Origin of the sequence: Bradyrhizobium sp. CCBAU 25360 (genome assembly GCF_028128695.1) — a bacterium.
GTDB classification, from domain to species: Bacteria; Pseudomonadota; Alphaproteobacteria; order Rhizobiales; family Xanthobacteraceae; genus Bradyrhizobium; species Bradyrhizobium ottawaense.
The window spans coordinates 216,624-236,367 of sequence record NZ_LBJA01000001.1 but is presented as its reverse complement, the minus strand read 5'-3'; the positions used below and the strand labels follow the sequence as shown (position 1 = coordinate 236,367).

The following is a 19,744-nucleotide window of genomic DNA, read 5'->3' as shown; positions in this document are numbered from 1 at the left end:
GGGACCGTCAAGGGTGGACGGATCATGACGATTGCTCCGCCAGCCGATGCGGAGTTCAGCTGATGTAACCTAGGATCTCTTCGACACGCCGGCGAAAAGTGTGTGCGGCAAATGTCCTGGCCTGTCCCGCCTTGGCAATGGACTGGCGCGCCGTGTCGTCGGCGAGATACCGATCGATCAACGCGAGACAGTCCTCGACGCTGCGCCACGCAACGACCTCGCGCTCGGGAGCGAACAATTTGTGCAGATTGTCCTTGAAGTCGGTGAGCAGGAACGCGCCGACGCCGGTCGCTTCGAACAGGCGGGCATTGCCGGCCTCGCGGCCGGCCATGTCGATGTGCGAATTGAGGGTGACGCGCGAGGCGCGCAGTGCCTGGTACATCTCAGAGCCCCACACCTCGCCCTGGTAGCAGCGGTGCAGCGGCGAGGATGCGGGAAGGGAGTGCAGACCGCTGCCGAACAGTTTGAGATCGTAGCGCCGCGCCACCGCTTCGAGCTGCGCGACGCGAAGCTGGTGATCGGCTGACACGGCCCCGACGAAGGTGACGTCGAATTCCTGCGAGGGCGGCGGCGGCAGGACGTCGAGGATGCCGGGCTCGAAGGCGAGATGGACCACTTCGGCGCGCGCTCCGTGGGCACGGAAGAAGTCCACCACCGCGGCCATCTGCGAGATCATGAGATCGTAGACCGACCAGTCCTCGCCGCGTGAGGGCGAGATGCCAATCTGGCCGACCAGGATGGGGCGGCCGATCCCTTTGATCCGGCGCGCCAGGCGCGTGTCGACGTGAAACAGATCCTGGTTGAGGACGAGATCGGGCTTGAAGTCCTCGATCTGCGCCAGCAGGATCTTTTCTGCTTCGGCATCAAGGCGCGGACTGAGGCCGACCTTGCGCGCGAGCGGCCGCAGCACCGGTTTGAAGGGGGCGACCGCGCGTTGCAGCCAGCCGGGAACGGCATCGCGCGCGGCCGGTGTGCCGGGCGGCGGCGGCTCGGTGACGGCAAGCCCGTGCTCTCGCGCCCAGGCCGCCCGCATCCAGGGATTATTGACATGGATGTCGGCGGCGGCGTGCCCGAGGCCGCCGAAATTGCGCGAATAGAAATCGGCGACGCCGAACAGGCTGGCGTTCCGCGCCGCCATCTGCGCCGCATAAGGCGCGTTCTCCAGGCCTGGCGTGCGCCGGTAGAGCCAGGCGAGGAAGCGCGGATAGTCGGCGTTGAGGATCAGGATGCGCACGGCTCACGGCTTTTCTTCGAACAGGGTGCGGGGCATCACGTACCAGAGCAGGAACAGGATGGCGGTGCCGTGGGTGAGCATGGCGACGGAGAGCGGCACGTTGAGCAGGATGTGCGGCAGCACACCCGACGACATCAGCACGAAGCGGGGCGGCAGGCCCGCGGAGGCGCGGTTGCCGAGCGCCAGCACGAGACCTGCTGCGAGCGCGGTCAGCGGTGCCAGCCACGGGCCGACGGACGCAATGCCTTCCGTCGCAAACAGCGAGGCGTTCACATTGCCGAAATCGTAAGTGTTCTGCATGACCACCGCGAGCGGCTCATCGTAAGGACAATGCATCAACGGCTTGAGCACGGAGATCTGGCAGAACCAGGTCAGCGGGTGGTTGGCGAAGAAATCGTTGTAGAGCTCGAGCGCGCCCGATGCCGTCGCCATCATCCGGATGTTGACGATATCGAAATACCTGCCGGGAATGCTCCTCAGGCTCGCCTCCGTCACCCAGATCACGAGCAGCCCGATCAGCATCGGGACGAAGATCGAGGCGATGACCGATGCTCTCGCCTCCAGCAGCCGCGACAGCACCACCAGCGCGATCAACCAGGCTGGCGTGAAGAACGCGAACTTCGTCAGCGTGATGGGATAGAATAGCAGGAGCAGGACCAGCGCCAGTCCTGCGCGCCACCGATAGCCGAGCAGCCAGTAGCTGGCGAAGGCAAACGGCAGCAGCGCGCTGGAAACCCATCCTATGAGATATCGCAGCAATCCTGGGAATTCGAGCGTGTCACGGTAGTCATAGATGTTCGCGATCGAGACCAGGCGGAAATTGTAGGTCGAAGCGACGGCGATGGTGACGATGGAGACCAGGAGGATAAGCGTCAGCAAATGCTCGAAGCGGGCATTGGACATTGGCACGAACTGTCGCAGCGGTGCCCGGATGAACAGCACGGGCATCAGGCAGAGCAGCAGCGCCAATGCCGCGGAAACTCCGGCAAGCAATCGCGGGTAATTGTAGTCGGAGAAGACGTCGATCCACAGGAAGCCCAGGATCATCGTGTAGAAATAGAACCCGACGAAATAGCCGAAGCAGAAGCGGGCTGAGGCAAACAGCAGCGAGACGACGGAAAAGCCGGCCGCAACGATGACCGCGATCCAGAGGCGCTTCGGGTCGAAGTCGATGGAGAGCTGAAAGGTCGCGACCTCGATCAGCGACAGGCAGGTGACGGCGCTGTGCAGCAGCACCAATCTCGTCAGCGCGGCTTTCGAGTCCAGCCGGGCGCGCAAATCGCTGATGATCCCGGCCGGTGCGCTCATTGCGGAAGCTCGCTGCGGACGATGGGCGTTGCGAGCAGGTCAGGCGATGTCGAGCGAGTGCTTGAAGTAGGCGATCGTCTCCTTCAGCCCGTCCTCGAGCGCGACCTTCGGCTCCCAGTTCAGTACCGCCTTCGCCTTGGCAAGGTCGGGCTGGCGCTGGCGCGGGTCGTCCTGCGGCAGCGGCTTGAACACCAGCTTGGAACGCGAGCCCGTGAGCTTGATGACCTTCTCGGCGAGTTCACGGATCGTGAACTCGGAATTGTTGCCGAGGTTGATCGGGCCGGTGATGTCCTCCGCGGTCACCATCAACCGCATGATGGCCTCGACGAGGTCGTCGACATAGCAGAACGAGCGGGTCTGCCCGCCGTCGCCGAACACGGTGATCGGCTCGCCCTGCAGCGCCTGGACGATGAAGGACGACACCACGCGACCGTCATTTGGCTGCATGCGCGGACCGTAGGTATTGAAGATGCGCGCGACCTTGATCGGCAGGCTGTGCTGACGCCAATAGTCGAAGAACAGCGTCTCGGCGCAGCGTTTGCCCTCGTCGTAGCAGGAGCGGACGCCGATCGGGTTGACATTGCCCCAGTAATCTTCGGTCTGCGGATGGATCAGCGGATCGCCATAGACCTCGCTGGTCGAGGCCTGGAAGATGCGCGCCTTGAGTCGCTTGGCGAGCCCCAGCATGTTGATGGCGCCGTGCACCGAGGTCTTGGTGGTCTGCACGGGATCGCGCTGGTAGTGGATCGGCGAGGCCGGGCAGGCCAGGTTGAAGATCGCGTCGACCTCGATGTAGAGCGGGAAGGTGACGTCGTGCCGGACCGCCTCGAACAGCGGATTTGCGATCAGATGGGCGATGTTGCGCCGGCTGCCGGTGAAGTAGTTGTCGACGGACACCACCTCGGCTCCCGTATCGAGCAGTCGCTCGCACAGATGCGATCCGATGAACCCGGCGCCCCCGGTTACGAGGATGCGGCTGTTCTTGTAGCTTTCAAACGGCATGATCGGGTTCCAGCTGGATCTCGGGACGGTCCTCCCGGTGCGGCCGGCAGAGTGGTATCGGCTACGGGCGGAAACGCCAATAGTCTTGCGTAAGGTAGTATAATACCCCTTGACCTCAGAAGGGCTTTAGGGACCGATGATTTTCCAGGTTCGGCCACTTCGTATAGAAGCCGTCTGGATTACGCGGGGAGCGTGCCTCCCGTTCGGAGCAGGTGAATGAAAGTCGTAATTCTTGCGGGAGGCCTGGGCACCCGAATCGCGGAGGAGACCAGCACGCGGCCGAAGCCGATGGTGGAGATCGGCGGGCGGCCGATCCTGTGGCACATCATGAAGATCTACAGCCATTATGGCTTCCATGATTTCGTGATCTGCCTTGGCTACAAGGGCTTCATGATCAAGGAGTATTTCGCGAATTACTTCCTGCACATGTCCGACGTGACCTTCCACATCGCCGAGAACCGGATGGAAGTGCATCGCGAGACGGCCGAGCCGTGGCGGGTCACGCTCGTCGACACCGGCGAGGACACCCAGACCGGCGGCCGGTTGAAGCGGGTGTTGCCCTATGTCGCGGACGAGCCCTTCTTCGCATTGACCTATGGCGACGGCGTCGCGGACATCGACCTTGCCGCCGAGATCGCTTTCCACAAGGCGCACGGGCGGCGTGCCACCGTTTCGGTGGTGCGGCCGGCCAAGCGGTTCGGCGCGATCGCCGTCGAGGGCGACCGGGTCGTCAATTTCGAGGAAAAGCCCAATGACGACGGCGGCTGGATCAATGGCGGTTTCTTTCTGTTGTCGCCGTCGGTCGGCGAGCTGATCGCAGGCGACAACACGATTTGGGAGCGCGAGCCGATGGAGCAACTGGTGCGCGGCGACGATCTGCGCGCCTATGTGCATCACGGCTTCTGGCACCCGATGGACTCGCTGCGCGATCGTAACTTCCTCGAGGGTGAGTGGGCCGGCAACCGTGCCAAATGGAGGGTCTGGTGACGGATCCGGCATTCTGGCGCGGCAAGAAGGTCTTTCTCACCGGCCACACCGGCTTCAAGGGCGCCTGGGCGTCGCTGCTGCTGCGCCGCCTCGGAGCCGACGTCTACGGCTATGCACTGCCGCCGACACACCAATCCGCGCTGTTCATCACGGCGCGCATCGCCGACGACATCAAGCACCGCATTGCCGATATCCGTGATCTCTACACCTTGCGCTCCGCAATGGCGGAGGCCGAGCCCGACATCGTCATCCACATGGCTGCCCAAGCGCTGGTGCGTCCCTCTTACGAAGAGCCGGTCGAGACCTTTGCGACCAACGTGATGGGCACGGTGCATGTGCTGGAGGCGGCACGGCCTCTGCGCTCGGTGAAGGTGATCCTGAACGTCACCAGCGACAAATGCTACGAGAACAACGGCATGGGCACCGCCTTCAGCGAGGGCGACCGGCTCGGCGGCGACGATCCCTACAGCAACAGCAAGGCCTGCGCCGAGCTCGTGACGCATTCCTATCGCCACAGTTTCTTCAACGCGAAGGGAGCGGCGCGCGTCGCCACCGCGCGGGCCGGCAACGTCTTCGGCGGCGGTGACTGGGCGCGCGACCGTCTGGTGCCCGATGCGATGCAGGCGTTCCTGGCCGGCGAGGCGCTCCGCATCCGCAATCCCAATTCGGTGCGGCCCTGGCAGCACGCGTTCGACCCGGTGCTCGGCTATCTCTCGCTGGTCGAGCGATTGGCGGGCGATGAGCGTTTCGTCGGGGGCTGGAATTTCGGACCGGATACCGCAAGCGAGGTGCCGGTCGGGACCGTGGTCGATCATCTGATCGCGCTGTGGGGCGACGGGGCGCGGTGGACGGCCGATTCCGGCCCGCATCCGCACGAAGCCGCCTATCTCAGGCTCGACTGCGCGAAGGCGCGGAGCGAACTCGGCTGGACGCCGCGGCTCGATCTGGCGCAGGGCCTTCGGCTGACTGTGGATTGGTACAAGGCGCTGCGTGAGGGCCGGGACCTGCGCAGCTTCTCGCTCGATCAGCTCGACCAGGTCGCTGGCGCCGCGCAGGCCTGATCAGACCGGCAGATCGAGGATCTCGGCAATGCGGTCCTCTGCCGACACCGCGTGCTTCAGATACTCGCCCGACAAGACCGCCAGATAGGATTTGAGCAGGACGACGAGCACGAGGATGGCGCGCTCGACCTCGGGCGAAAGGCCGGTTCGGCCGAAGGCGGCCTCTTGCAGGAACGGCCGGTTCTCCATGAAGGTCAGCCAGTACAGGTAGTCGTAGCCGGCGATGCCGCGGAATGCATCTTCCCAGTCGATGACGCGCCGCGCGGCGCCCTGGAGCATGATGTTCTTCGGCCCGAAATCGCCGTGACAGAGCGCCTCGGGCAAATCCGCCAGACGATCCCCGAGCAGCGCGATCAGCCTGCCCACCTCGATCGCGCCGGCCCGCTCCAGCAGGCCGCGGCTCGAAAGCGTCTTCAGTGCCTCTGCGGCGGACGCCAGATAGTGATCGAAAGAGGCAAGGCCGTCCGGCTGCCAGTCCTTGAGCCGCTCACTGCACGCGCAGGCCATTGCGGCGGCATCAGCGGGCGGCATCGGGGCGGCCTGCGGCACCAGCGCGGGCATCATGAGGCAGAGTCGCGCCGCTCCGTCCGCGAGCGGGATCTCGAACCGGTCGAGCACGATCGTGTTGCCGTAGAGCTGCTCGAGGATGTCGGCTTCCTTGGCGAGGCTGGCGCGCGCGCGCGGGCCCGGCAGATGCGTCTTCAGAAACCGCTTTTCGCCGGCGATATCCGCCTCAAAGCAGGCACCAAGCGTGCCGCCGGGGGCCGCCGCAACGGTGACGTTACGGCCGAGGGATTGCAGATGCTGTAGCAGCGCGGGCAGGAGGTGCGCGCGATCGGCGGCGATGTCGGGGCGGTCGTCGGTTTCGAAGAACGCGATCTTACTCAGCACGATAGAGCGGGCTCAGATAGTCGATCCGGTCGTAGCCGAAATGACGGGCGAGTGCCGCGGTGCCCTGTGCGATCTGTTTGCGCTCCTCGTCCGAGAGCTCCTGGATCACGGCCTGGTTGTAGTCCTTGGTGCTCTTGAGCACGGTTCCCCAGGGCGCGATGGAGTCCTTGATCTCGACGCCGTTCCAGCTCGGATAGAGCATGGAGTCGGCGAAGGGCACGCCGATGAATCCGGCCGCCTCGGTCATGAACTTGCGCTTGTCGTCGACGAGGTCCTCGTAACGGAAGATCCGCACGTTCTGCGGATACATTTTGGCGAACATCTCGACCGTCGAGTGGTAGATGTTCCAGGTGATCAGGTATTTGGTCAGCGGCTGCGGGAACGGGCGGCGCTTGGTGTCGCGGTAGGCCGAGAACGGATTGCGCACGATGTGCAGGATGCGGACGTTGGGAAAGTCGCGCACCATGCGATCGGCATCGATCCCGATGGCGGGCGAGTAGCCGACGTGGACCATGCCCGGGCGCGGCTTGGTGTAGTAGTTCTCCCACGCCGCGAAAGTCGACCGGAAGTAGGCCTCGACCACCTGGCGGCGGAAGATCGGCGGCTCGCCGACGATGCGGGCGAACTCGGCGACCCGCTTCTTCTCGTCCATCACGCAGTCCGCATCGCGGAACTTGGAGCCGTTGCGCTTGCGCAGGAAGGTCTTCAGTTCCTCGTCGATCATCTGCTCATAGAGCTCGGTGGCCGTCAGCCCCTCCGGGAATTCGGGATAGCGGTACTGGACGCGCTCGACCGAGGCCAGGAAGTCGTTGAAGTTGCGATTGCCGAGCTGCGATTCGAAGGGATAGACGAGCAGGTCGGGATGACCGTCGAAGTGACGATGGGTGACGTTTCCGCCGTGCTCGAAGCCTGCGGAAACCATGGCCAGCCTGAAGTCATTCATGCGTCTACCCCTAACGTCGTCGAACCTCGATCTGGCCCTCCGTTTAGCCGCATGGGCCGGATAATCAAGTTCGGATCGCCCTTCGGCCGTGCCGGGAACGTGGCCCGGGCAGGGGGCTTGCCGAAGCGGGACATTGACGGGGCCGGGGTAGCTGATCTACCCGGGGCTTATGCGTGTTTTTGCCACCGGTGCGAGCGGTTTTCTGGGCTCCTATCTCGTTGCGGACCTCATGGCGCGGGGGCACGAGGTGGCCGTCCTGTTGCGGCCGGCAAGTTCCTGTTGGCGCCTCGGGCCGCTTCATGACCGGCTGCACGTGATCCCGGGCAGTCTGGAGCATCCGGACGGGCTGCGCGGAGCGCTGGGGGCGTTCGCGCCGGACGCGGTCGTGCACATGGCCTGGCGCGGCGTCGCAGGCAGCGATCGCAACAGCCCGGTTCAGGCCGTCAACGTGGCTGACACGGTGGGCCTCGCCGAGATCGCGGCCGAGGTTGGCGCCAGGATCTTCGTCGGAGCCGGATCGCAGGCGGAGTACGGACCCTATGATCGTCCGATCCGGGAGGACGACGCGCCACGGCCGACGACATTGTACGGCATGGCCAAGCTCGCGGCCGGATCGATGGCGATGCGCCTGTGCGAGGAGCGCGGCCTGCGTGCCGCCTGGCTCAGGATTTTCTCGACCTACGGCCCGAAGGATGCCGATCACTGGCTGATTCCGAGCATGATTCGGAACTTGCGCTCGGGACATCGTATGGCGCTGACGGCCTGCGAGCAGCGCTGGGGATTTCTGCACGCGCGCGACGCCGCGAGCGCCTTCCGGCTGGCAATCACCCATGAAGTGGCGAGCGGCGTCTTCAACGTCGGCAGCGCGGACGCCCCGCCGCTGCGCGAAACGGTGACGCGGCTGCGCGATCTCGTCGCCCCCGGCGCCGCTCTCGGCTTCGGCGAGTTGGCGTATCGGCCCGATCAGGTTATGGTCCTGGCTGCGGACGTTTCGCGCATGCTTGCCTTGGGCTGGAAGCCCGAAGTGCCGTTGGATCAGGGACTACGCGAGACGGTAGAGTGGCATGACGCGACCAAATCTTCCTGAGCCGAAAGAATTCGCGCGACGGATTCGTGCGCACGCGTTGCGCATGGTGCATGCCGCGAAGGCCTCCCATATCGGCGGCTGCCTCTCGATGGCGGACATCCTGGCGGTGCTCTACACGCGGATCCTGCGCGTCGATCCCGCCGAGCCGCAAAGCCCGAACCGCGATCGCTTCGTGCTCAGCAAGGGCCACGCCACGGCGATCATGTACGCAACGCTCGCCGAATGCGGTTTCTTTTCTCTGGCCGAGCTCGACAGCTATTGCCGCGACGGTTCGATCTTCACCGGGCATGTCAGCCACGCCGTGCCCGGCGTCGAGGTTTCGACCGGCTCGCTCGGCCATGGCCTGCCGATTGCGATCGGCATGGCGCTGGCCGCAAGAAATGCGGGCGCCGGCAGCCGCGTGTTCTGCCTGCTCAGCGACGGCGAATGCGACGAGGGCTCGAACTGGGAGGGCATCCTGTTCGCGCCCCATCACAAGCTCGACAATCTCTGCGTCATCGTCGATTTCAACAAGATCCAGAGTTTCGGCTTGGTCGCCGAGGTGTTGAACCTGGATCCGTTTGCCGAGAAATGGAAGGCGTTCGGCTGGCAGGTCGAGGAGATCGACGGCCACGACCTCACCGCGCTCGAGCGTGCGCTGAGCGGCGTGCCGGCGGCATCGGGCCGGCCGACCGTCGTGATCGCCCACACCGTGAAGGGCAAAGGCGTGAGCTTCATGGAGAACAAGCTCGAATGGCACTACCGCTCGCCTTCGGATGAGCTGCTCGCGCAAGCGCTGGCCGAGGTCGGCGCATGAGAACGACGTTCATCGAGAGCCTGTCGCAGGCGGCAAGCGAAAACCCCGATATCTGGCTGCTCTGCGGCGATCTCGGCTACTCCGTGCTGGAGCCGTTCGCGGCGCAGTTTCCCGATCGTTATCTCAATGTCGGTGTGGCCGAGCAGAACATGGCGGGGATCGCCGCCGGAATCGCGCTATCGGGCAAGACCGTCTTCATCTACTCGATCGGCAATTTCCCGACGCTGCGCTGCCTCGAGCAACTCCGCAACGACGTCTGCTATCACGGTGCCGACGTCAAGGTCGTGGCGGTGGGTGCCGGCTATGCCTATGGCAGCCAGGGCTACACCCACCACGCGCTCGAGGATGCGGGGATCATGTCGATGCTGCCGGGCATCGAGGTGTTCGTGCCCTGCGATCCCATGGAGGTGCGGGCCGCGACGCGTCTGATCGCAGGAAGCGGCAAGCCCTCTTATCTGCGGCTCAGCCGTCAGGGGGAGCCGAATCTCGGCGCCGCCGTGCCCGACCTGCGCAAGCCCAGGGTTTTGCGTGACGGTCGGGATGTCGTCATCCTCGCATCGGGACCGATTGCCTCGCGCGCGCTGGAGGCCGCCGACGAGCTTACGAGGCGCGGCAGGGACGTCGGCGTGGTCAGCGTCTCCTGCCTGAAGCCGCTCGACGAGGCCGCGATCCGCGACGCCGCGCGCGACGCCTCACTCATCGTGACGCTGGAAGAGCACATCCTGCGCGGCGGCCTGTTCAGCCTGGTGGCGGGTGCGTTTTCCGGAGACGCGGTCCGGCCGCCGATTACGGGCATGGGTATTCCCGAGCAGGGTGGCAAGACCTCGCAGGCGGGATCGCGCGAGGCGCTGCTCGATGCCGCGGGCCTCTCGGCTCAGGCGATCGTCGCGCGGGTCGAGCAATCGCTGGCGAAGCGCTGATGCCTCCTGCGCCTCACGCGCCGGGCGGCGGCGAGGGATCGAAATTGACGCGCTCGCGCTCGAACACCACCGGCTTCTCGCGCACCTGTCCGTAGATCGCGAGAACGTACTCGCCGATCATGCCCATGAAGAACAGCTGTACGCCGCCGAAGAAGAACATGGCGACGATCAACGTGAGGATGCCTGGTTCGGCGAGCTTCTGATAAAGCACGAGGCCGATGATGAAGTTGACGATCGCGTAGGCGATGCTCACGGCCGAGATCAGAAAGCCCGCGAGAAGCCCGAACCGGACCGGCGCCGTGGTGAAGGACACCAGCCCGTTGAGGCCCTGGTCGATCAGCGCGCCGGCGCGGTTCTTCGAAAACCCCTTCTTGCGCTCGCGCCAGGTGTAGGGCACCCCGACCATGCGACCGCCACATTCGAACGTCATCATTCGCATGAATGGATAGGCGTCACGGACGTGACGCATGGCTTCGACAACGCGCCTGTCGACAAGTTGGAAATCACCGACTCCCGGGGGCACCTTGAGCTCGGAGAATCTGGTCAGCACGCGGTAATAGGCGTTGCGGAGCCCGCGCATCAGACGGCTTTCCTCGCGCACCGCGCGGATCCCATAGACGATCTCGTAGCCGGCTTCCCACAGCTTGACGAACTCGGGAAGCAATTCCGGGGGATCCTGAAGGTCCGCCGGCATGAACAGCAGGACGGCATCGCCGCGCGAGGCCATCACGCCGTTGAAGGTGTTGCGCAGCGGTCCGAAGTTGCGTGCGTTGACGATGATCTTTACCGCGGGGTCCTGTGCTGCGATCTCGCGGAGGATCTCCATGGTGCGATCGTCGGAGGCGTTGTCGCAGAAAATGTGCTCGCGCTGGTAGCCGTGGAGCTCGCCGTCGAAGATTTTCCGGATTGCCTCGTAGCAATCCCTGACGTTGAGCTCTTCATTGTAACAGGGCGTGATGACGCTGATTGTTTTCACGTTCGCATCTCTGAAGCAGGGCAAATGGTCATCGCGGCGTGTCGGCGCCGTAGACGGCGGATTTGTGGTAGTATCTGGCGATGCAGTCGTTCGGCAATCTGTCGGCGTCCGCCGTCACATCGGCGGTCATCAGCAGGGATGGCGTCCATTTGTGCCGAGGAACCACGACAACCGGCTCGGGCCTCGTGGTCAACAGGGCATGCCGATCGGCGCTCTCCTGCCAGTACGGATACAGGCCCTGCCATTGGGCGCGCAGCTGAAACGCCGTTGAGCTCAGGCTGAGCGAGACGATCGTGAGCAACGCCAGGCTCGCAGGCAACCCGACCGGACCGAGCAGGCCACGAAACGCGCCCGCCGCAAGCCGTTCGCGCAATTGCTGGCTGTAGGCGCCGACGAGCAGCCTGACGCCCAGCGTCGATCCGAACAGCAGCAGGATGAGCGCCTGATTCTGCGCCCGCTCGATGAGTCGCATCCCCGTCGCATATCGATGAGCGAAATATTCGAAGTAACAGCATGCCAGGCAGATCGCGATCGTGCCGAGAGCCAGCATCTTGCCCTTTTGCGGCGCTGGTTGCGTGGCTTGCGGCTCGGCCAACGCAATGAGGCCGACAGCGGCGAGCCAGACGACCACGGCGGGTTCTCGAAGGAAGCGGCCGAGACCGGCGAGCGAATCGATCAGCGCTAGAAGAAGCGACCATGTCACATGCCCGCCGTTCGGGAGCTGCTCCATGCGCGTGCTGTTGCCGCTGGCGGAGACGACGATGATCCATCCGATCGCGATGGTGGTCGCGATCAGGATGTGATGCACGATCTGACGCTGCTGGCCGAAGAGATACCGCGCGCCCAGTGACGCCGAGACGATCAGCAGCAGCCATGTTCCGGTAAACTCATTGCCCAGTGCAGCGACGAAACCGCCCAGGGCCATCGCGAGGCTGAGCGTCCACGAGAAGCCGGCTTCCCCGTCAAGCGCCCGAACGCACTCCCCGAGGATCAGGATGGTGATCAACGCGGGCGGGACGTAACAGGTCACGGCCGAGAGCCAATAGAGCAGATCCCGCACGCTGGGCGCCGCGCTGACCACGGCGCTCGCGAATGCGAGCGTGAGGAAAACCAGCTGGAGAGCGGCGGTGCGGGGCCAGGCCCGGACCATGGCGAGGGCAGTGCCGGCCAGGAACAGCGCCGCGCTCACAGCCATCATCAGTGAATAGGCCGACAGCAAGCTGACATTTGCCGCGGCAGAGATCGCCGGCGGAACCTGGGTCAACCACAGGGCCAGCACCCGGCCCGATTGCGAATGATAGAAGAGCGATACGGTCTCGATGAACCCGTGACGCGCGTACAGATCCGCGAAGCAGAAGTCGTCATGCTCGGGCGCGCTAAGCGACGTGAGCGCGAACAGAAGCAGCAGAAAAATTGCAGGAAACAGGCTGCAGAGCGTCCAGCCAATCCAGGCCCGGCGATCGGCGTGGGGACGCGCTGCCAGTGGAATAACACCTTGATTGTACACGCAAAGCCCCCTCCGATCCGGGGCAGATTAGAGGCAACCCGTCGAGGTCGCAATGTTCAATTCCGGCTGTTGCAAGTGGCTGCGTGCTAAGCCGCCGGCGGCGCTAGAACTCCCGCCGTTTGAGCCAGGCCCGCGTACCCCAATGGGCAAAGCACCAGGCCGACCTGAGCAGCGAGAGGTGCTCGACGTTGCGGTAGATCTGCCAGACCCATTTGGCCGAGCGTGCCGGTCGGCTGGAGACCGATGAGCCCCTGACGCGGTAGCGTGCAAGGTCCTCGTTGAGGCCGTAGGCGGTGTGGCCGCGCTTGAGGATCGAGAGCCACAGACAGAAATCGTCATAGCCCTCGTTCTTCATTGCGATGGGACCGGCGATCTCGCGGTCGACCATCGCGGTCAGGGTCGCGATCGCGGTGTTCTCCAGGAGCTGGCCATAGGTGAGCGAGGCCGGCACCTCGATCAGCCGCCCGGTGACGGTGTTGGTCTCGTTGATGCGGCGGAAGGCGGTGTAGCTGAGAGCAGCCTGCTTCGCCTTCGCGAAGGCGAGCTGCCGCTCGAGCTTCTCGGGCAGCCACAGATCGTCGCTGTCGAGGAAGGCGAGATAGCGGCCCTGCGCGGCGTCGATCGACGCCTGGCGCGCAAGCGCCGGGCCGCCGTTCTTCGGCATCCGGATCAGCTTGACGCGCGGGTCACGCTCGCTGATGCCGGCGATGATCGCCGGCGTGCTGTCGGTCGAGCAGTCGTCCGCGATCAGGAGTTCCCAATCGGCGAAGGTCTGGCTCTGCACCGAGCGGATCGTCTCCTTGATCAGGCCTTCGACATTCCAGGACGGTGTGATGATCGAGACGAGCGGCATGATGGGTCCGTTCAGTTCGCACCGGCCGGCTCGGCGATGGCCGCGCGCAAGGAGGCCGCAAAAATGTCGAGCAACTTGGGATCGCTGATATAGAGCTCGCCCGGATAAGACCGGCGCCAGGCGGACTCGAAATAGGGGGCGCCTTTGGCCGGATCGAACGGCCCGGTGGAGAGTGCCTCGCGCAGGCGTGCGGGCACATCGGCCAGACGATCGACCGCATAGACCAGCGGGCAGGAGCGGTAGAACGCATCGCCCATCACCACGACCGGCTTGCCGAGCAGCAGCGCCTCGGCGCCCGATTTGCTGTTGACCGAGATGACGGCATCGGCGCGGTTGAGCACGGTGTAATTGTTGGTCTGCGGTGGCAGCAGCACGAAATTGTCGAACCTGCGCGCCAGTTCGAACAGGCGATCGGCCGAGATCGCGCCGATCTGGGCGGGATGCTCCTTCACCACGAGCACATGCGAATCCGGGATGGTGCGCAGCAGGAAGTCGACGGTCGCGACCTGGTCGAGATAGTCCGGCGAGCGCAGCGTCAGCGCCATGTCGGCGGGAACGTGGAAGGGATAGTAGACGAAGGGCGCCGCGGGGATCGGCTTATAGAGCTTGCGCAGCCGCGTCGCGTTGAGCGCCATCGCGGCGTGCACCCGGGCATGTCGCAGATTGTGCCCGAACTCCTGGTGCTTGCCGAGCGCGAACTGGTCCCACAGCTTCTCGGTGAGGCGGCGCGCGTTACGCAAATTGACGACCTTCTTGAAGGCCGCCGAATAATGGTGCTGATCCTTCTTGGGGATGACGATCGCGCGTTGCGTCAGCGTATCGTCCAGATAGGCGCGCACTTCTGATGAGACAGCGTCCGTCGGCGTCGGCATCACGTCGGGTGCACCGAGTGTGTCGGGCGTGAAGTACATCCGGCCACGAAAGAACGAGGGCTCGATGAACCAGTTGCGGATGTCGCGGCGCCTGGCGGCGTAGAAGCTCGCGATCACCGAAAGGAAACCGCCGAGCTCCTGCACCAGTTCGACGCGCTTGCCTTGCTTCTCGAGCCGGTCGAGCACTGTCTCCATCGCATTGGCGTAGATCATGAAGCGCCGGCGCAGTGCCGCGGTGTCGCGGATGCCGAAAGTGAAACGCTCATGGCTGAACAGGAAGTTGGTCCCGTTGAGCCCGTAGGCCGCAACGCGCGCGTCGAACGCTTTGCGATCGTCGGGCGCGGGGCCGGCCTTGAGGCCCTCACGATACATGTTCGTGACCGGAACGCCTTCAGTCGTCGACATCTCCGCGCTGCGATCGTCGAAGGCGAGCAACTCGACATCATGGCCTGCCGCGCGCAACCGCTGCGCGACCGGAATCCAGAACCGGGTCTGGTATTCGGCAAGCGTGGTGATGAGAATGGTCTTTGCAGGTGTGGCCATGGCTCTATTGGGCGTGTTCGATCGCAATACTTGCGAGCGGCAAGCCCGTCGTCGCGCATTGTGCGCGTCTTGCCGTAAATTGAGACGGGCTCGCCTGATCGTGAGCGGCGATGCGCTGGAGCAGGGTCTGGACGAAGGGCGGTGCGATTCGCTTGTCGCGCCGGGCGGGATTGAACTGGCTGCGCAGCCGCTCCGTGACGGCAGAGCCGAGCGCGGCGCTGGCGGCCCCTTTGACGATCTGGCCAAGGCTCGGCTTGGCACGCGTCCCCTTCACGGTCGCGAGCAGCGAGACGTAAGGCCGGCGCGAGCCCGCTACGCTGGTCAGGACTTCGGCGACACGTTCGGCGGCTTTTCCGTCATTGAGATGGAAGAAGGCCTCGATATCGGCGGCGTGAACGCGGGCGAAGTCGAAAGTCTCGGTCTCGCGCTCGATGTGATCGATCGCGCCAAGCAACTCGTCGAACGAAGCGACCGGGCGACTCACGCGCGCGGGCAGTGCGGCATGGCCGGCGGTGACCGGCGTGTTCAGATATTCGAGCTGGAGCGGCAGCTTTCCGAGCAACACCGATTCGACGGCCGTTCCGCAATTGAGATGGATCACTGCGGCGGCGTTGCGGATGCGGTCGAGGACGCTGCCGGTGCCGTCGATCAGGACGTTGTCGTGGCGCGAGAGGGCGTTGCGATAGACGTCCTCGCTCTCGAAGGGGTGCGGCCGCACGAGAATGTTGCGGTCGGGCCGCGCCGCGGCGAGCCGGTCGATCTCGACGAGATATTTAGCGAAGACCTGCTTCAGGTCCGCGATGAAGCGATCGACATAGGCGCCATCCCAACCGGCCCGCACCATCGCCTCGCGCTCACCACCCGGCTTGCCTGCGAAGCGCGAATTGACCAGGGGAAAGTTGGCGTTGACGAGCAGATAGCCGCGCGGCTCGCCGTCGAGCAACGCGCGCCAACGTGGGGCTGCAAAGTCGAAGCGCGGACATCCGGTGAGGTGAAGCTGCTCCGGCTTCATGGTTCCGGCGGCCAGGAAGGCGTCGTGCAGCCGATTGCCCCAGAAGAAATAACCCGCCAGGATGTCGGCGTAGCCGCTGCCCTTGATGTGGGCGGCCATTGCGGGCGGCGAGTTGCCGCCCTTTTCTGCGAGCACGCCCCCTTCGGTATCGAGCACGTACAGGGCGAGGCCCGCTCCAGCGAAGCTGCGCATCAAATCGAGATTGACGGGACGGGCGTAGTTGACGACGAGTGCGTCCAGCCCGAGCCGTGGGACATCGACGGCCTGCTCGTACATCGGCACCAGCGCGACAGAGACGCCGCGCCGCGCGAGTTGATAACCAAGCATGACTGCCCCCGGCAGGTCACGCTTGGGGTGATCGACCACCAGGCCTATGCGCAAGATGTGAGCTCCCGGCAGGTCCGTGTCAGAGCCGCATCACGGTGCGCTCGAGGTCCGTCAGGGCACCGACCGCGCGGAAACGCGCCGGCGGTTCGGGAAAGATGCGCGGCTGCTGGATGTAGGTCGCCGTGTACAGCAGGCGGCTGTGATCCGACTGGATCCGGCTTCCCATGTGCAGGCAGCGTGCCGTGTTGACGATGAAGGACGACAGGCGGGGCGCGATCATTTCCTTGACCGCGTCGGGACCGGTCTTGGCGAACACCTGCGCATCGCTCATGTGGCTCTTGAGCGAGTTGCGGAACGCCTTCGACGGCCCGGCCGGAATGAAGGTGAACGGACCGTCGGCGGTGTTTTGCACATCGGTCAGGTAGATGAAGAGTTTGCAGACGCGTTTGTCGTCGTGGTCGAGATGCCACAGCTGGGAGAAGCTCAACGCCTGGTTCGGTGTCGGCTGCGACAACGTCAGCACCACGTCCGACAATTGCGGCAGGTCGTGCATGAAGTCGCCGATGATGCGCAGAGCAGCCGGCTGCAGGGCGTAGCGCACGAACGGATGGTCGGTGGCAAAGGCGCCGTTGACGAGATCCTCGTCGAGCAGGCTGACCCAGAACGATTTGTGCCCTTCCTTCTGCCGGCCGACCAGCTCCTGGAGGCGGTTCACCTTGCCGTCGGCGAACGACGCGACGGCTTCCGCGAGGCCGCGATCGACGATCGCGGACACGTCGACGTAGCCGTCCTCGTCGAGCTTGCGGCTCGCTTCGGCCCATTCGGGCTTCGTCGGAAGCTGCTTCAGCAGCGCGACACGTTTGGCGCGGGCCGGCAATTGCAGGCTGGTCAGAGCCGCCTTCAGCACCCATCCGAGATCGGTGCGGTTGACGTGCCACAGCAGGCGGCGGAACTGGCTGATCTTCGCCTTCTTCGGGGCAGGCCGATCAGCCGTCGTGTCGACGGTTGTCATGTGGGCTCCCAGCAATACAAAAAACCATCATTGTGGATCGTCGGCGCGAACGGCATGCGTTCGCGCGCCAAGATGCGGACGCGGCCCTGTCGCTCGTAATCGTCGAGCGTCGAGAACAGCTGCGTTTGGTAGTCGACCGAGCGGATGTACAGGAAGCTGACGATATCTCGCGGGCTTGCGAGGTTCAGCAGCTCCGTCGTCGGCTCGATGTTGATGACGCGTTTCGGCCGTGCGGCAATGATGTTGTCCACCACCTTCCGCACGTCATAGGGAATTTGCTCGATGCAGAAATAGGTGAAAACGACCTGGTCTCTGATCGCCGCGTAGTTCGGGTCGTTGCCGTCGGTCAGGTCGATCCTGTCGAGCGATATCCGGTCCGACAGGCCATAATGCGCCGCGATCTCGCGGCCCGCGGCGATGCCGTTCGGCGCGATGTCGAACCCGCGCAGCCTCCAGTCGGGATGATTGAGGTGAAGCGACAGCAGGTTGATGCCGCAGCCCGCGCCGAGCTCGACGATCTCCGTGGCGCCGCCCGTGTGCCGCGCGAGCAGCTCGCCGAGGGCCCTGGCGCGATAGCGATAATAGTCGTCGGCCGCGACCCTGCAGATCTGGTTGTCGACCTTGCGAAGACCCTGCGCGGGATTCTTCGGGATCAGGAATTCGCCGATGCCTGCGGCCTTCGTCCAGGCTTTTTCCGACAGCGTTCGCTGCCAATGCGATAGATTGTACTCGGAATCAACGACGTCGGCCGTGCGTTTGACGCGGCGCATCGCGAAACGCCCGATGCTCCTTGCCGCATCCAGCGCATAAGTCGTCGCCTTGTCCGACAACGAGGCCGGAGCGAAACCTGAGATGGCGGCTTTCGTGTCTGTCGCGTGGATGTTCATTCAACTGCTTTTGGATGTCAGTCCCATCAGCTGTCCGACGGCTGGAAATACAGTCCGGTGCCGCTTTTCAAGCACGAGGAAGTATTGGAGCGTCCAGGTAATCAGACAGAAAACCATGGAACCGAGCGCGAGCTTTAGCACGCTGTCGAACCGAATGTAACCTGCAATTGTTGCTAGAAAAATGCTTGCCAGGACAAGGATTGCGAACTGGGTTCCGATGACCTTCGCGAAGCGATTGCGATCGAGTTCGAGTGCACCGCGCAACTCTCCCAGCTGCAAGGGCAGGATGAGGATACTGCCGATGACCTGGCCGAGTATCAGGGCGCGTTCCGCGAACAGGTGCAACGTCGCGGCGGAGACCGCCGCCCAGATCAGAAGCTGAACGGCTATCAGCCTGTTGAGCCTGGACTGCACCTCCGGCCGCGTCAGGAAGATCAGGCTGCCGATCGCCACATATTGGCTACAGATCGGAACCAGGAAGCTCAGGCCCATCCAGAACGCGTAAGGCGCAAGGAGGGGACCGATCCAGATATTCATGATCTCCGGCGAGAGGATCGCGGTCGCGGCAAGCGGAGGCACCACGAACATCGGCATCATGACGAGGCCGAGGTCGCCGAGGCGCTGGAACGACGTCGCGCTGCCGCGCTCGTCGAGGCGGCTGGCAACGGGAAGCAAGGCGGATGTCAGAAGGCTGACGACGACTTTGGAAACCCGCGACAATCGCACCAACGCGTCGTAGGTGCCGACCGCCTTGGGCCCAAACAGCAATCCGATCAGGAACGGCTGAAGCGGTCCGGAAATGCCGCCCATCAGTTTGCCCTGCAGCAGCAGCAGACAGCGGTGCAGAATATCCTGCCGGATGTCCGGGGTCCATGGCAGCAATCGCACGTGCTTGTGCCGCAGGGCGACGAAGGCGGCAATTCCAATGACGACGGCGCGGGCCACCAGCGTGGCGAGATAGATGTAGGCAACCACTTCAAAGCCTGCCGCCGCCCACGAGGCTGCGAATGTCAGGCCGACATAGGCCGCCGTTGACGTGACCTCCGCAACGCGGAGCAGATTGTAGCGCTCGAAGCCTTTGACGGTCCCTTCCCACACCAGTGCCGGAACGAAGATCAGATTCGCGAGGGCCGTGTAGTGCATGATCCGGGTGAACGTCTCCACATGGACGGCGTCAACCTTCATCACCATGACGAACAGCGGCGTCGCGAACCAAATGGCGGCGCTCAGGATCAAGGTGAGAGCGATGGAGACCACCCCCAAGAACGCGATCTGGCGGCTGGCCTGCGTCCAATTGCGGTGCTCTCTCGCGCGCGCGACGACCTGGGTGGCGACCTCGGACAGGCCGAGGTCGAGCACCGCCATCATGCCGCTGGGAAGCAGCAGCCGCGAGATGACGATGAGGCCGAACTCGGTCACCCCCCAGGTCCCGATGATCAGTGGAATGACCGCAAGGCCCAGCAAGGCGGCCACGCCGAAGGCAAGCGCCGAAATCACCGTATTCTGGACCAGGCGCTTGATCATCG

18 protein-coding genes are annotated in these 19,744 nt (G+C 64.3%); 5 read left to right on the top strand and 13 right to left on the bottom strand.

The annotated features are described in order from the left end of the window. Positions 1-55: 55 nt before the first annotated feature. The 3 genes from XH81_RS00990 to XH81_RS00980 are packed head-to-tail and all read right to left on the bottom strand — an operon-like array spanning position 56 to position 3,544. Complete coding sequence (locus XH81_RS00990) at positions 56-1,234, bottom strand: CgeB family protein (RefSeq protein ID WP_095425659.1); 1,179 nt, start codon at positions 1,232-1,234, stop codon at positions 56-58. A 3-nt stretch (positions 1,235-1,237) separates the two neighbouring features. Next, positions 1,238-2,542 carry a hypothetical protein gene (locus XH81_RS00985; RefSeq protein WP_095425658.1) on the bottom strand — a complete coding sequence of 435 codons (1,305 nt, stop codon included), beginning with the start codon at positions 2,540-2,542 and terminating at the stop codon, positions 1,238-1,240. Positions 2,543-2,581: 39 nt separating this feature from the next. Further along, positions 2,582-3,544, bottom strand: coding sequence for a UDP-glucuronic acid decarboxylase family protein (locus tag XH81_RS00980; protein ID WP_095425657.1), 963 nt, complete (start codon positions 3,542-3,544; stop codon positions 2,582-2,584). 216 nt (positions 3,545-3,760) lie between these two features. Here XH81_RS00980 and rfbF point away from each other — a divergent pair, with 216 nt between their 5' ends. Continuing rightward, positions 3,761-4,531 (top strand): glucose-1-phosphate cytidylyltransferase, encoded by a 771-nt coding sequence (rfbF, locus tag XH81_RS00975; RefSeq protein WP_095425656.1) that lies wholly within the window; start codon positions 3,761-3,763, stop codon positions 4,529-4,531. Continuing rightward, positions 4,528-5,592 (top strand): CDP-glucose 4,6-dehydratase, encoded by a 1,065-nt coding sequence (gene rfbG, locus XH81_RS00970; protein WP_097668509.1) that lies wholly within the window; start codon positions 4,528-4,530, stop codon positions 5,590-5,592. The genes rfbF and rfbG overlap by 4 nt, the downstream gene beginning before the upstream one ends. Here rfbG and XH81_RS00965 read toward each other — a convergent pair whose 3' ends face one another. After that, positions 5,593-6,483: a phosphotransferase gene (locus XH81_RS00965; protein ID WP_095425738.1), complete on the bottom strand. Its 891-nt coding sequence runs from the start codon at positions 6,481-6,483 to the stop codon at positions 5,593-5,595. Further along, positions 6,473-7,426 carry a sulfotransferase family protein gene (locus tag XH81_RS00960; protein WP_097668477.1) on the bottom strand — a complete coding sequence of 318 codons (954 nt, stop codon included), beginning with the start codon at positions 7,424-7,426 and terminating at the stop codon, positions 6,473-6,475. The genes XH81_RS00965 and XH81_RS00960 overlap by 11 nt, the downstream gene beginning before the upstream one ends. 169 nt (positions 7,427-7,595) lie before the next feature. Between XH81_RS00960 and XH81_RS00955 the strand changes: the two genes are divergently transcribed. Genes XH81_RS00955 through XH81_RS00945 form a run of 3 tightly spaced genes read left to right on the top strand, consistent with a single transcriptional unit; the run spans position 7,596 to position 10,229 of the window. Further along, entirely contained in the window at positions 7,596-8,513 is a 918-nt protein-coding gene (locus tag XH81_RS00955) for an NAD-dependent epimerase/dehydratase family protein (RefSeq protein ID WP_097668478.1), read from the top strand. Beyond that, on the top strand, positions 8,491-9,309 hold the full coding sequence (locus XH81_RS00950; RefSeq protein WP_097668479.1) for a transketolase: 819 nt from the start codon (positions 8,491-8,493) through the stop codon (positions 9,307-9,309). Before XH81_RS00955 ends, XH81_RS00950 begins: the two co-directional genes overlap by 23 nt. Then, positions 9,306-10,229: a transketolase family protein gene (locus XH81_RS00945; protein ID WP_095425652.1), complete on the top strand. Its 924-nt coding sequence runs from the start codon at positions 9,306-9,308 to the stop codon at positions 10,227-10,229. Before XH81_RS00950 ends, XH81_RS00945 begins: the two co-directional genes overlap by 4 nt. A 13-nt stretch (positions 10,230-10,242) precedes the next feature. Here the strand turns inward: XH81_RS00945 and XH81_RS00940 are convergent, their stop codons facing one another. The 8 genes from XH81_RS00940 to XH81_RS00905 all read right to left on the bottom strand — a co-directional run bounded on the left by XH81_RS00940 (position 10,243) and on the right by XH81_RS00905 (position 19,742). Next, positions 10,243-11,205, bottom strand: coding sequence for a glycosyltransferase family 2 protein (locus XH81_RS00940; RefSeq protein ID WP_095425651.1), 963 nt, complete (start codon positions 11,203-11,205; stop codon positions 10,243-10,245). 28 nt (positions 11,206-11,233) lie between these two features. Beyond that, positions 11,234-12,712, bottom strand: a complete 1,479-nt coding sequence (locus XH81_RS00935; RefSeq protein WP_097668480.1) for a DUF6056 family protein — start codon at positions 12,710-12,712, stop codon at positions 11,234-11,236. A gap of 103 nt (positions 12,713-12,815) precedes the next feature. Then, entirely contained in the window at positions 12,816-13,565 is a 750-nt protein-coding gene (locus tag XH81_RS00930) for a glycosyltransferase family 2 protein (protein ID WP_271595640.1), read from the bottom strand. Between the two features lie 11 nt (positions 13,566-13,576). Then, positions 13,577-14,980, bottom strand: a complete 1,404-nt coding sequence (locus tag XH81_RS00925) for a capsular polysaccharide export protein, LipB/KpsS family (RefSeq protein ID WP_097668482.1) — start codon at positions 14,978-14,980, stop codon at positions 13,577-13,579. 4 nt (positions 14,981-14,984) lie between these two features. After that, entirely contained in the window at positions 14,985-16,373 is a 1,389-nt protein-coding gene (locus XH81_RS00920) for a surface carbohydrate biosynthesis protein (RefSeq protein ID WP_179879898.1), read from the bottom strand. 25 nt (positions 16,374-16,398) lie between these two features. Continuing rightward, positions 16,399-17,331 carry a hypothetical protein gene (locus XH81_RS00915; protein ID WP_095425646.1) on the bottom strand — a complete coding sequence of 311 codons (933 nt, stop codon included), beginning with the start codon at positions 17,329-17,331 and terminating at the stop codon, positions 16,399-16,401. Further along, positions 17,328-18,218, bottom strand: coding sequence for a class I SAM-dependent methyltransferase (locus tag XH81_RS00910; protein WP_095425645.1), 891 nt, complete (start codon positions 18,216-18,218; stop codon positions 17,328-17,330). The genes XH81_RS00915 and XH81_RS00910 overlap by 4 nt, the downstream gene beginning before the upstream one ends. Beyond that, complete coding sequence (locus XH81_RS00905) at positions 18,219-19,742, bottom strand: hypothetical protein (RefSeq protein WP_095425644.1); 1,524 nt, start codon at positions 19,740-19,742, stop codon at positions 18,219-18,221. It lies immediately after the preceding gene. Positions 19,743-19,744: the final 2 nt, after the last annotated feature.